This is a genomic window from Propionispira raffinosivorans DSM 20765, from assembly GCF_000381065.1.
Taxonomy (GTDB): domain Bacteria; phylum Bacillota; class Negativicutes; order Selenomonadales; family Selenomonadaceae; genus Propionispira; species Propionispira raffinosivorans.
On the sequence record NZ_KB905867.1, the window covers coordinates 36,442 to 49,781 of the forward strand.

At 38.1% G+C, this 13,340-nt stretch carries 14 protein-coding genes; 4 read left to right on the forward strand and 10 right to left on the reverse strand.

What is annotated here, in order from left to right; all coding sequences use genetic code 11:
* Window positions 1–82: 82 nt before the first annotated feature.
* The 4 genes from F606_RS0117375 to F606_RS0117390 all read right to left on the reverse strand — a co-directional run bounded on the left by F606_RS0117375 (window position 83) and on the right by F606_RS0117390 (window position 4,352).
* Window positions 83–1,483 (reverse strand): aldehyde dehydrogenase, encoded by a 1,401-nt coding sequence (locus F606_RS0117375; RefSeq protein ID WP_019555167.1) that lies wholly within the window; start codon window positions 1,481–1,483, stop codon window positions 83–85.
* Between the two features lie 223 nt (window positions 1,484–1,706).
* Window positions 1,707–2,108 (reverse strand): hypothetical protein, encoded by a 402-nt coding sequence (locus F606_RS22460; RefSeq protein ID WP_019555168.1) that lies wholly within the window; start codon window positions 2,106–2,108, stop codon window positions 1,707–1,709.
* 18 nt (window positions 2,109–2,126) lie between these two features.
* Window positions 2,127–2,666 carry an RNA polymerase sigma factor gene (locus F606_RS0117385; protein WP_083924100.1) on the reverse strand — a complete coding sequence of 180 codons (540 nt, stop codon included), beginning with the start codon at window positions 2,664–2,666 and terminating at the stop codon, window positions 2,127–2,129.
* 249 nt (window positions 2,667–2,915) lie between these two features.
* On the reverse strand, window positions 2,916–4,352 hold the full coding sequence (locus F606_RS0117390; RefSeq protein ID WP_019555170.1) for an MDR family MFS transporter: 1,437 nt from the start codon (window positions 4,350–4,352) through the stop codon (window positions 2,916–2,918).
* A gap of 222 nt (window positions 4,353–4,574) precedes the next feature.
* On the opposite strand from F606_RS0117390, the gene F606_RS23870 reads away from it, so the two are divergent.
* Genes F606_RS23870 through arsA form a run of 3 tightly spaced genes read left to right on the forward strand, consistent with a single transcriptional unit; the run spans window position 4,575 to window position 7,043 of the window.
* On the forward strand, window positions 4,575–4,892 hold the full coding sequence (locus F606_RS23870) for an ArsR/SmtB family transcription factor (RefSeq protein ID WP_019555171.1): 318 nt from the start codon (window positions 4,575–4,577) through the stop codon (window positions 4,890–4,892).
* 14 nt (window positions 4,893–4,906) lie between these two features.
* The gene (gene arsD / locus F606_RS0117400; protein ID WP_019555172.1) at window positions 4,907–5,332 is read left to right on the forward strand and encodes an arsenite efflux transporter metallochaperone ArsD; all 426 of its coding nucleotides are present in this window, start codon (window positions 4,907–4,909) and stop codon (window positions 5,330–5,332) included.
* Window positions 5,310–7,043 (forward strand): arsenical pump-driving ATPase, encoded by a 1,734-nt coding sequence (gene arsA, locus F606_RS0117405; protein WP_019555173.1) that lies wholly within the window; start codon window positions 5,310–5,312, stop codon window positions 7,041–7,043. Before arsD ends, arsA begins: the two co-directional genes overlap by 23 nt.
* A gap of 56 nt (window positions 7,044–7,099) precedes the next feature.
* Here the strand turns inward: arsA and F606_RS0117410 are convergent, their stop codons facing one another.
* From F606_RS0117410 to F606_RS0117420, 3 genes are all read right to left on the reverse strand, one after another.
* Window positions 7,100–8,482: a HAMP domain-containing sensor histidine kinase gene (locus F606_RS0117410; RefSeq protein WP_019555174.1), complete on the reverse strand. Its 1,383-nt coding sequence runs from the start codon at window positions 8,480–8,482 to the stop codon at window positions 7,100–7,102.
* On the reverse strand, window positions 8,479–9,156 hold the full coding sequence (locus tag F606_RS0117415) for a response regulator (protein WP_019555175.1): 678 nt from the start codon (window positions 9,154–9,156) through the stop codon (window positions 8,479–8,481). Before F606_RS0117415 ends, F606_RS0117410 begins: the two co-directional genes overlap by 4 nt.
* A gap of 65 nt (window positions 9,157–9,221) precedes the next feature.
* Window positions 9,222–9,455 (reverse strand): DUF4405 domain-containing protein, encoded by a 234-nt coding sequence (locus F606_RS0117420; protein ID WP_019555176.1) that lies wholly within the window; start codon window positions 9,453–9,455, stop codon window positions 9,222–9,224.
* 169 nt (window positions 9,456–9,624) lie between these two features.
* On the opposite strand from F606_RS0117420, the gene F606_RS0117425 reads away from it, so the two are divergent.
* A complete protein-coding gene (locus F606_RS0117425) occupies window positions 9,625–10,413 on the forward strand; it encodes a nitroreductase family protein (RefSeq protein WP_019555177.1) in 789 nt (262 codons plus the stop codon).
* A 74-nt stretch (window positions 10,414–10,487) separates the two neighbouring features.
* Here the strand turns inward: F606_RS0117425 and F606_RS0117430 are convergent, their stop codons facing one another.
* From F606_RS0117430 to F606_RS0117440, 3 genes are all read right to left on the reverse strand, one after another.
* Window positions 10,488–11,582, reverse strand: coding sequence for a sensor histidine kinase (locus F606_RS0117430; RefSeq protein ID WP_083924102.1), 1,095 nt, complete (start codon window positions 11,580–11,582; stop codon window positions 10,488–10,490).
* 1 nt (window position 11,583) lies between these two features.
* Entirely contained in the window at window positions 11,584–12,282 is a 699-nt protein-coding gene (locus F606_RS0117435) for a response regulator transcription factor (RefSeq protein WP_019555179.1), read from the reverse strand.
* A gap of 249 nt (window positions 12,283–12,531) precedes the next feature.
* Window positions 12,532–13,056 (reverse strand): DUF6803 family protein, encoded by a 525-nt coding sequence (locus F606_RS0117440; protein WP_019555180.1) that lies wholly within the window; start codon window positions 13,054–13,056, stop codon window positions 12,532–12,534.
* Between the last annotated feature and the right edge of the window lie 284 nt (window positions 13,057–13,340).

The window sequence follows — 13,340 nt, forward strand, 5'->3', positions numbered from 1 at the left end:
ATCGACCTCTCTAAAATATAATGTACACAAACAAAGCGTCCTGTATCTTTACGTAAAAGAATATAGGACGCTTTGCTTTGTTTTATTTCATAACAAATTTAAGATTTTTTAACATTTGATCACTATAAGGTGGCACAGTAAGTGGTAAATTTATTTTTGTTGTTTTAGTTAAAATTGATTTTTTATGCGAGAACGTAACAAAACTAGTTTTGCCATGATAAGCGCCTAGTCCCGAACTCCCAACACCGCCAAAGGGAAGATTTGAATTTGCTAAATGCATAATCACATCGTTGATACAAGCTCCACCAGATGATGTTTCCTGTAATACTTTCTCTTTACTTTTATCATTCTCAGTAAATAAATAGAGTGCAAGAGGTTTCGGGCGTCGTTTGATTTCTTGAATAGCCTGATTTAAGTCACGATATGTTAAAACTGGTAACACCGGACCAAAAATTTCTTCGGTCATAGTAGCCGGATGCTCAAAGTCTGCATCAATCAACGTTGGTTCAATGTACCTTTCTATTTCATCCGTATCACCGCCATACAAAATATGTTCTCTGTCATGATCAATCATCCCTTTGATCCGCGCAAAATGGCGGGCATTAATGATTCGTCCAAAAGATTGACTTGTCTTACTATCCGCACCAAAATATTCTTTAATCGCAGCAATCATTTCTACAAGCAAGTCATCTTTAACGGCAGCATGCACCATAAGATAATCCGGTGCTACACAAGTTTGCCCTGCATTCATCGTTTTACCCCATATAATACGTTTAGCCGCTACCTTCAAATTAGCACTCTCGTCAACAATCACTGGTGATTTTCCTCCCAGTTCTAAGGTAACCGGCACTAAATGCTCTGCGGCAGCTCTCATAACAATTTTTCCCACTGGCACACTGCCTGTAAAAAAAATATAATCAAACGGCAGAGCTAACAAAGCTGTATTCGTATCGACTGAACCTTCAACCGCACAAATGTAATTGGGATCAAAAAATTCCGTAATCATGGCTGTTACAACAGCAGCTGTATGTGGTGCCAATTCTGATGGCTTCACTACTGCACAATTTCCAGCCGTCATTGCGCCAATCAGTGGCTCAATTAATAGTTGAAATGGATAATTATAGGGTCCAATAATAAGAACCGATCCATAGGGTTCGCTTATAATATAACCTTTTGCTGGATACATTATCAGTGGTGTATTAACTTTTTCGGGCTTAGCCCATTCTTTTACATTTTCCATCATTTCATCAATGCTGCCAAGCACAAAACCAATTTCCGTTAAATATGATTCAAATGGATGTTTTCCTAAATCAAGCTGTAAGGCTTCTTCAAGCTTACTTTCATATTGCGAAATGCCATTGCGCAATATCTGTAGCTGTTGAATTCGAAAATCGATATCTTTGGTCGCCTGGCTGTCAAAAAAAGCCTGTTGTTTTGCCAAAATTTGTTCAGCCTCACTTGCTGTCATTTCTTTATATTCCATTACATTTCCACCTCACTGTTATTTTATAATTTTTCATTGTCCACAATATTCACTCAATGATATTTATATATAATGTGCATTAAAAAAGTTAACCTATTAGACTGTCAGGAATTGGGTATAGGACATCGTTTACGTCCTCCGTAATGCGACTCAACCTAATAACCCGCTTTCTGACAATTTCCATATAGAATATTTAATACAACTTAATATAGCATTGATTTTTTCATTTTTTGGTTTCAACATCTTTTATATACTTTTCTAAGGAAATTTTCCCTTCGTCTTCCCACCATGTTTCATAATCTACATGAGATGCACCCACATTTGTATTGCGGCATGACTCCATCAATTTACTAAAATGTGTTTTACAGCGAGCTGCTTCTTGATCTGGTTGTTTATGATAATTATGATGTCCGCCAAAAAGTAAACGCAGCATAATTACAAGCCCAACGGATTGCCAATACGTAATTGTATGAAATCCAAATAAAACGGGTACAATCGGATTCCATAAAAGCATGACAAAAACACCAAAAATCAAACCTAGAGTAAGGGTTAAAATTAAACCCAATAAAATTTGCACGAAGATATGTCTTGTTTTCGTCGTACAAAAATGACAATTCCATTGCATAAAAAAGCCTCCTACCAATCATTTATCTGAAAGCGCTTTACGAAGTGCCTTTGCGGCGCGGCTTTTGCGTGACAACAAGGTCCCGATTGGTTCATTCCATTTTTCTGCTAATTCTTTAAATGTATAATCATCCAATTCCGTAGCCACCCAGACAGCACGCTGTTTAGGTTCTAACTGTAATAACGCTGCCTTAAATTTAAGAATAAATTCTTTTTGTTCTAATTCCGCTTCCACATTGCCATTCTCATCGAGAAGCCGTTCTGCTTTAGAAATACCAGTCGTCTTATCTACTTCATCTAATGATAATACAGGTTTTGGTCTGCGAAAATAATCTTTTATTTTGTTTTTGACAGCCTGATATAAATAAGCTATTAAATTCTCCACTGGTTGATCTGCCAACACACGGTTATACACATTAAATACTACATCCGCCACAATATCTTCTGCATCCATCTCCGAAATATTGCTTACCCGGGATTGAACATAGCGAATGAGTTTGTGTTGTTCTTGTCGAAAAACGTCCGTAAATTCATTTTTTTGTTCCTGCACCAACAACATTCCTCACCGCAATCTGCTCACATAAGGTCAGTCCTGCTTTCCATCAAGCACTCGACAGCCATCTTAGCATTTGCTTTTCTTAGATTTTACTAAGCAGATCTTGGCACACGTCTCCTTGCCTCTACTTAGCCGTCTTGCATCTATCTCCCTTCATTATAAATCATCTTTTGTCGATTGACTATGCATTGTCAAAAGTAGTTGATATCTAGTAAGACGCATTACGCTTATTTTTATTGCCACAAGTGCATTTTATATATTCTGAGATTCAAATTCTGTTTTCTTTGGCAAAAAATAAGCAAAAACAAAGTTCAGCAGACTGATCACCAGCAGCAATAAAAAAACATAATGAACTGCCGAAAAAAGTGCTGTTTGGATTTGTTCCAAAGAAAGTCCATTTTCTGGCGATGCAAGATGATTTATATCAATAGAAAATTGTGCTTGGCCTCTAAAATAAGCATCTAATCTCATATTGATACAGGCTCCAAATAAACTAATTCCAATCGTCTGCGCCAAAGTTTTAATTAATGTATTAAACCCAATTGCCGCCCCACGATTGGCATATCCTACTGAATCTTGAATCGTAAACATCAACGTATTCAATGTTCCACTAAAACCAATACCAAAAATAAAACCATAACAAGAAAGCATCCACAAAGAAGTTTCCGGGCTTACCGTACAAAGTAAAGCCATACTTACGATAAGTAAAACACTAGCAACTAAAACTACACTCCTTGCTCCATAACGTTCCATTCCAGCTGCCAGCATCGTCGAACAATAAAACCAGGAAATTGACATAGATACCAATGTTATTCCTGCAATCGTCGCTGAATAGCCTAAAATCAGCTGAATATAAAAAGGCATATATACATTGATCGCAATAAGAAGCATTGATACTAAAAAAGTAACAATATTGATTAGAATCGTTGACTTTGTCAGAATCCACACCGGTACAATCGGCTCAACTGCATTTTTTTCGACAAAATAAAAAATAACAAAAATAAGCAATGAGCCAATACTATCGATCACTTGATACACTGCTTGCTGTTCAACCATAACACCATATAAAAATACACCAATTGCCCCCGACAGCAAAATTGTTCCGATATAATCAATGGACGGATTTTTATGTTCCACCGAATCATGCAGATACAAATTCAAACAAACTACACAAAACAAAGCAAATGGAATGTTGATAAAAAATATCCAGCGCCAGGATAATGCATCAATTAAGAATCCTCCTAAAACTGGACCTAAAAGTCCAGCTACACCCCAAACAGTACTGATCGCACCTTGTACGACGGACCGTTCTTTTAATGTGAAAATATCCCCGATAATCGTAAATGTTACTGTAAAAATTGCTCCGGCGCCCAGTCCTTGCAAGCCTCGATAGGCGGCTAATTGATACATCGTCTGCGCAAAACCGCAGCATAAACTTCCCACTAAAAAAATCAAAATCCCCAAGGAGAGGATTTTTTTGCGACCATATAAATCGGCTAATTTCCCATAAATTGGCGTTGAAATAGCTGATGTTAAAAGATAGAGGGAAAAAATCCAGCTAATTAATTCAAACCCTTGCAAATCTTTAACAATCACAGGTGCTGCTGCTGCAATAACCGTACTGTCAAACGCAGCTAAAAACATAGCCGTTAAAAGTGCCAATGTTATCTTTTGTTTCTTTTTATCCATAAAAGAACACCTCAGTCTCTATAATAATGCGGTTAAAAATCTACCATCAAGCTACAATAAAAAAGATATAGCAATATGGTCTATTATATAACGGAAATATAAAAAATACGAATCTTAACAGCAATATACATTGACATACATCGATATGTTTGTTATAGTAAACACATTGATACGCATCGATGTATTACTAATAAATTCATCCTATGAAAGAGGGAGCACAACATGATAAAATCTTACAGCGAAACAGCAAAAAAATTCAAAGTACTTAGTGATCCTAACCGTTTGATGATTCTTGATATGATTTCCTGCTCAGAAATGTGCGCCTGTGATATTTTAGAAAAGCTCCAGATTTCACAATCAACATTATCGCATCACATGAAACAATTATTTGATTGTGGATTGATTGATATACGCCGCGATGGCAAATGGAGTTATTATTCACTCCACGCAACAGGTATCCAAGATTTAGAATGTGACCTGCACAGCTTAGTAACAAATACAAAAGATTGTATTTGCAAAGTCTTACCAAACAAATTATAAAGGAGAGATTTTTTATGGACAAATTACAAATTTTTGAACCAGCTATGTGTTGCTCAACCGGTCTTTGTGGTGTTTCTATCGACGCCGAATTACTCCGAATTTCCACAGCATTAAATACTCTAAACGAAAATGGTATTCAAATTGGACGATTTAATTTAAACAGTGCGCCACAAGCTTTTATCGACAACAAAATCGTCAATGAATTCATCAACACACATGATTTAAAAGAGCTTCCTATTACACTGCTCCATGATCAAATCATAATTACCGGGCATTATCCCACAAATGAAGATTTCATCAAACTGCTTTCACTACCAGAAACAATTGCCAGCCAATTGGCAAAACCCGCTAAAAAACCTAGACAAAAGCTAAAAAAGCTCAGTGCTCAAGACTCGAAAGGAAAAGGAGAGTGCTGTAATGGAACTGTTCCAAATCAATAAAATCAATCTTACAAAATATCTTTTTTTCACGGGAAAAGGCGGTGTTGGAAAAACATCGGCAGCTTGTGCCACCGCCGTGACATTGGCCGACAAGGGGAAAAAGATCCTCTTGATCAGCACCGATCCAGCTTCGAATCTGCAAGACGTATTTTCAATTACACTAGACAATAAAGGTACGATGATACCAGATGTTCCAAATCTTACTGTAATCAATTTAGATCCCATACAAGCAGCAGCGGAATACCGCGAAGCCGTTCTCGCACCATATCGCGGTAAACTGCCTGAAACGGTCATTCAAAATATGTCCGAACAATTATCCGGTTCCTGCACCGTGGAAATCGCAGCCTTTAATGAATTTTCTAAATTCATTACCGATGAAACCTTAGAAAATTCCTATGATCATATTATTTTTGATACAGCACCAACCGGACATACCTTGCGGATGCTGCAATTACCATCTGCGTGGAATAGCTTCATTAGTGAAAGTACACATGGTGCTTCCTGTCTTGGTCAGCTTTCAGGTCTTGAAAGCAAAAAAGCAGTGTATAAAAAAGCAGTAGATGCTCTAGCGAGTGAAAACAAAACCTCTTTGCTTCTCATCACTAGGCCAGAAACTGCACCGCTGAAAGAAGCGGCTCGAGCGGCGAGAGAACTTTCTGAGTTAGGCATTCAAAATCAAAAGCTTATTATCAATGGTCTTCTCACTGTTTATGATGATAGTATTTCAACCGGTCTTTACAAAAAACAACAGACGGCTTTAAAACAGATGCCCTCAGCCCTTTTGGAAATGCCTCACTATAGCATACCACTTCGTGCTTATAACATCACGGGTCTCAAAAATGTTCGTGCCCTTTTAACCGAAGATTATGCCATAACTACTAGCACTCAGTTACTAACCGACACTCCTTTGGCTTTATCTGATATTATTGACGATATTATCAAAACAAATAAAAAAGTCATTTTCACGATGGGTAAAGGCGGTGTTGGTAAAACAACAATGGCAGCTGCCATCGCTGTCGGCTTAGCAAAGAAAAATAAAAAAGTTCATCTGGCAACAACCGATCCCGCTGCTCATCTTAAATTTATTATCGATGAAAGTTATGGTATCACCATGAGTCAAATCGATGAACAAGCCGAATTAAGTAAATACCAACAGGAAGTGCTCTCAAAAGCCCGGGAAACGATGAATGAATCAGATCTAGCCTATATAGAGGAAGACTTACGATCACCCTGCACGCAGGAAATTGCCGTCTTTCGTGCTTTTGCAGAAATCATCAACAAAGCCGATGAGCAAATTGTGGTCATTGATACCGCTCCAACAGGTCATACTTTACTCTTGCTTGATTCTACCGTTAATTATAACCATGAAATTGAACGCACGAATGGTATTATCCCTGAAGCCGTAAGAAAACTTTTACCGCGTCTGCGCAGCAACGAAACGGAAGTACTGATCACAACACTTGCTGAAGCAACACCTGTTTTTGAAGCACTACGTTTAGAAGAAGATTTAATACGGGCTAAAATCAAAATTGGCTGGTGGATTATCAATAATTCTCTCTATCAAACAAAAACTACAAATGCCTTACTCGCAGCCAAAGCAAGTAATGAAATCGAATGGATCAATAAAGTCAATACCCATACGAACGGGAAGTTCATTCTTATTGCCTGGCATCCAGAAGAAATACAGGGGAAAGCTTTACTAAAACTGTAAAATTCTATAAACATAAAAAATCACCAACACATCACAACTGATGTGTTGGTGATTTTTTACTGTTTGACACAAGGTTCCGGTTCAATAGGAAGTCTAAAAACAAAGGTACTTCCCCTGCCTAGCTTACTGTCAACCGTAATCGTGCCACCATGATATTCAATCATCCATTTCACCATGGCGAGTCCCAAGCCAGTTCCATGCTCATCGCCCGCACTGCGAGCCGTATTTACCTGATAAAAACGATTCCAAATTTTCGGCAGATTTTCCATTGCTATACCGATCCCATTGTCTTCAATACTGCCAACAACATAACGTTCCTGTTTATATACAGAAATTTTTATCCAGCCATTCACTTTTCCATATTTAATGGCATTCGAAATTAGATTAATCAAAATCCGCATAAGCGAGGTTTGATCTGCTTTTATAAAAAGATCCGGTTCGATAAAAGTCTCTATCTTTATACTCTTTTTTTCTGCTTCCAACCGCATTTCTTCCTGAACAAATTTTGTCAGTTCACTGAAATCAACTTTTTCGAATAACATTCGTTCTTTGGCATTGTCAACTCTGGACAAGAGTAATAAATTAGCTATAAGTTGGGACATCTTTTTACCCTGTTGTAATATATTTTGCATAGAATCGACCATCTTAGCCGTTTTCGTTTGCTGCGAAAGTCCATATTCTGCCTCAGCAATGATCACGGAAATCGGTGTCCTTAGTTCATGTGATGCATCCGATGTAAATTGCCGTTCTTTGTCAAACGACGATTCTAACCGCTTAAACATATTATCAAACGTCTGCGCTAATTCGTAAATTTCATCTTTCACGTCACCTTTCAGTTCGATTCTTCTCGACAAATCACCACCATTGCTAATCTTAGCAGCAGCTTCATTGATCTTGACAACTGGCTGAAATGATTTTTTGGTAATCCAATAACCACCAAAACCAGCCACCAATGCCAGTAACGGAAAAAAGAGCGCACAAGACACGAGAACCTGACGGCCAATCTCGCCCGAATCACTGCGTGAAATAACACCCCGAACCCAATAATATTGATGATTTGATCCTTGCGGTAGAAAATGAAAATCAAAAACGGCCCAATCCTGCTGCTCTGTTTTTACAGATTGGATAACCTGATCCTGAAAATTCAGATTGGAAAAGTTTTTTGGAACAGTCCCCCCCACTAAAACTCCATTATCGTTATAAACGGAAATACGAACGCCATGGTCGAACGGATTTACATTTTCCAAATCAAAACTGCCCCGTTGAAAACCAACATCTCTGGCACTTTCATAAACTTCCGCTTCCAGATGCTTTTCTAAATTAATTCGCACGACCTTCCCTGTGGTTATATACACTACAGCAAATAAAACAGCTAGCAAAATAATAAACAGACCAGTATACCATAGTGTCACTTTCATTTTTATCGATACTGTTTTCATCTGACTTCTTCTTTCAGCACATACCCTGCTCCGCGTACCGTATGAATCAATTTTCTTTCAAATGGATCATCTATTTTTTTGCGAAGATACCGTATATACACATCAATCACATTTGACCCGCCGTCAAAACCATAATCCCAAACATGCGATTCTATCTGCTCCCGTGATAAAACATTACCCTGATTACGCAACAAATATTCTAAAATGGCAAATTCCTTACTCGACAAAGCGATGAATTGCTCCTCACGTTTGACAGTATGAGAACTCATATCCATCACCAAAGCCTCACATTCCATAAGATTGGTTGCTATAGCATTTCTTTTTCGCAAAAGAACTCGCAGCCGTGCCAAAAGTTCGGCAAAGGCAAATGGCTTTACGAGATAATCATCCGCCCCAAGATCAAGTCCAGCCACCCGATCTTCAATACTGTCTTTTGCCGTAAGCAGCAACACCGGTATGGTTTGTTTAGCTTGGCGCAAATTTTTTAAAATCGTCAACCCATCCATTCCCGGCAGCATAATATCCAAAATCACAGCATCATATTCCGTAAGTTTTAAAAAGTCCCACGCCTCCAGCCCGTCACTGCAGGCATCCGTTCCGTAACCTTCTTCTTTTAAACGAGCCAATAATATACTCTGCAGTGCAGGTTCATCTTCAACAAGTAAAAGCCGCATTAAGTTCACCCCATTTCATCTGTTTTACTTAATACTCTGTTACAGGTGTAAAATCCTTGTTACTGCTATTCTTTTTTGGAAATACCAACACGCCGCAACATGTTGGTAATCCACATTTTGTGATATACAACATGAATGATCATTCCCATTGCCATAATATAACCTGCCCAAATATGAATATCTTTTAACCCTCGTATACGCATGAGCCTAAAATCGATAATAATCCCAGTTATAATACAGATTACCCCTGCAATTAATAAAATCATATTGATCATGTTATTTTTATCTACTTTTTTCATCAATAATCCCCCTACATTCTTTAAAATCCAGTATCATGTTTATCTACTATTTCATCATAAAGGAAAAAGATTAAAGTAAGATTAAAGATTCCATCTAGAATTGTCTTATTTTTATAAAACATGCAATAAATAAACATTATCTGCGTCTATCTGTTCGGAGGTGTAGTTTATGATTATAATTAATGAAGAGCTGTGCATCGGCTGCGGTCTATGTACAAAAGACTGTGTAGTAAGATCTATCAATATCATCGCTGGTAAAGCAAAAATGATTCAGGAAGCCTGTCTTGTCTGCGGACACTGCGCAGCAATTTGTCCCGTAGGTGCGATTTCAATTCCATCCTTAGATGAAAAAGAAATCTTTGATACAAAAACGATCAACAAAATAAAAAGTGATGATTTACTGAAACTGATCCAATCTCGCCGCTCGATTCGTTACTATAAAGAGCAAACGGTCGAACAAGAAAAAATAGAAAAAATCATCGAAGCTGGTCGTTTCACGCCAACCGGTTGTAACATCCAAGCAACAAGATACGTCATCATTACCAAGCAAATGAGCAAATTGCGTGACTTGGTCGTTGAGGGATTAGCTGCCGGTGGACATAAATCTAACTCGGAAGCTCTTATTCAGACAGCCGAAAAATATAAAAATGAAACCCAGTACAGTACTTTAACCTTTAATGCACCACACGCCGTGATTATTATCTGTGGCAGCAGCATCTGCAATCCTATAAATGGAACGCTGGCAGCTGAAAGCATGGAACTCATGATTCATAGTTTGGATCTTGGTGCTTGTTATAGCGGCTACAGCGAACGTGGTCTCAATGAAAACGAGAATGCTCGATCCTTTCTCAAAATGAAAGACGATGAACAAGTGGCCGCCTGTATCTATTTCGGTTATCCATCCGTAAAATATCCACGTACCGTGGCCCGTAAAAAAGCCGTCATTGATTGGCTCTAAAACATCATTTTATAAAAAAATCCCGTCGGCAAACTATTGTCGGCGGGATTTTTATTTCGCGGCTAAATTTAGCCTTAAACTGGCAGTGAAATCGAAAACACAGTACCTTTGCCAACTTTACTGCTCACTGAAATTTCTCCATTATGATTTTCAACAAATTGTTTGGCAATCGCCAAACCAATACCAGATCCACCACTTTGCCGATTGCGCGATTTTTCGCCTCGATAAAAATGATTAAAAACATAAGGTAAATCGTCTTTTTCAATACCTGGCCCATTATCCTGTACAACGACCTGTACCCAAACTAGTCCGTTTGGGTCTTTTTTTATATTGCTTTTCAAATGAATTTCTCCACCCGCCAGCGTATAACGTATAGCATTGCCTAAAATATTATAAATCACCTGATTAATACGATCTCCATCAATCATAAGAACCGGTAATTTTTCAGCCAAGTCATAATATAGCTTCAGCTCTTTTTCATCAGCAAGTGGCTGCATCATAGCTCCGGCCCGACTGATGATTTTATTCATATCAGTTGGTGTCTTTTTCAGCTCCAACTGATGTACTTCGGCCAACGATAAATCTCGTAAATCTGTCACGAGACGATTCAATCGCATCATTTCTTCTTGCATCGAAAAAAATCGATTTGCAGATGGTGCAATCACTCCATCAATCAATCCTTCTAAATTACCTTGAATAATCGATAACGGCGTGCGCAGTTCATGGGCAATATTAGCCAGCAATTCCTTTCTCAGTTTTTCATTTGTAGCCAACACCTGTGACATCCGATTGAATATTTTCGCCAAATTTCCAATTTCATCTTTTCCCTTGACCAAAACCGTCTGTTCTAATTCACCTTTTTCTATTTTGGCTGCGGCACTACTTAACTTCCGCAGCGGAATCGTTATACTTCTAGCTAAAGCATAACTTGCCAGCAACCCGATCAATACAATTACCAGACCAACCCATAAAAGCGATTCATGCACGGATGTTAAAAAATGATTTTCCGATAACCCCATTGACATGGCAGGCTGCCCATTATGCTGTAAAACAAGATATTCTTGAAATAATTGTGTCATCTGTACATTCGCCAAATAAATTAAAACGACCACTGTTATCGTAATCAACAAAAAAGTCAGCCCTGTAATCCGATATATAATACTATTCATTTTAAACATGTGATTCCCCCGCAAATTTATAACCAACTCCATACACGGTTAAGACATATTGAGGATTTCGTGAATCCGGCTCTAACTTTCGCCGCAAATTTCGGATGTGTGCATCAATTGTCCGTTCATAACCATCAAACGCATACCCTTGCGTATTTTCCATTAATTGGAATCGGCTATAAACACGTTCTGGTGCTCTAGCTAAAACCTCCAGCAGCTTAAATTCGGTTGGTGTCAAATCCAGTACTTCACCTGAACGCTTCACCTGATGACGATCCAAATCAATCATAATCTCGCGAAACTGTAATACTGTTTTTTTCTCTACTACTTCACCATGCATCCGGCGCAAAATCACCTTAGCTCTGGCGACCACCTCTTTCATGCTAAACGGTTTTGTAACATAATCATCCGCCCCGATACCAAGGCCAACCAACCGATCCGACTCATCATCTTTAGCTGTCAACATAATAATTGGCACATCATTATGCTGCCTAATTTTTCGGCAAACTTCACGTCCGTCCATCCCTGGCAGCATAATATCTAAAATCATGATATCTGGCTTTCTTTTAGCAACAAGTTCGATAGCCTCTAGACCATCATAAGCTGTATAAACAAGAAACTGTTCCTGCTCAAAATACGTCTGTAAAAGTTCAACTAATTTAACATCATCATCAACAATAAGTACAGAATATTGAAGCATAAATCATTTCCTCCCACATTTTTATTTCATATATATATATGGCATTAAACATTTTATATGGCAATCGGCAGAACTGATAGACTGGATGTAATTTTTTTAATGCGTTCTATATAGGAATGTAAAAATCTTTGCTAGTTCTCTCTTTACCATAAATTCACCATCAACTAAACGAAATCCTATGTATGACTCCTGAAATCCAAATAAGGTGAAATCTCTATTGAAAGATTTCACCTTATTTTCTTATTATATTTATTTATTCATATGCATAGAATCCATATTCCCATGATTCATCATTTGACCTGAATTCTGAGACTGATTCCATCCCGTAATGGTTGGATCGACCATGCCAAATATCATTGCCACATGACTTACAACTAAAAACCCAATCAATAAAATAAAATGCAGCTTCATATGTTCACGCTCTGATTTACCTTTACCAATCACACCAAGTTCGAGCAAAGCTATACTCAAAAGCGGTATCACCCCGCTTAAATAAGCACCTACCGCTAAAACATCGGCAAAACCACGCCATTCAATTGTTGGCACTACATTGACCATCAAATATAGAAAAACTCCGGTAAAATAAAATCCCACTGCTATGCCAAGATATTTATTCCAGCTGCGCCAGGCACTTTCTTTTTGATCTTTCAGATAAACGGTAAAAAATTCTGTTGCGACCAATGCTTCTGCCAAGCCTACCGGAATTACCATAAACAAAATCAAATTCCAAGGCTGATTACTTGCAAGTAATTCCATATAATGTGTCATAACCATTTTCCAACACTCCTTTTGCTCTTATTGGTTTAATTATAGCGAGCAAATATGCATTCTGCATGCAGGAATTGTTAAGAACTTATGAAGATTACAAATTTTTGTAAGTCATGACCTCCGGTAAACCGGAGGCTTGCTCAAGCCCTGGAAGGGCATATTACTAACATAAGCCCCTCAAGGGGCGTCCGAATGGTCTAACCAACGTTTTACTTTTTCGGGCGACCCCTAAAGGGGCTTTTTATTTATGCCTTTTGCTTCTTGCTACCCGTAAACGGGTCCACAAACTC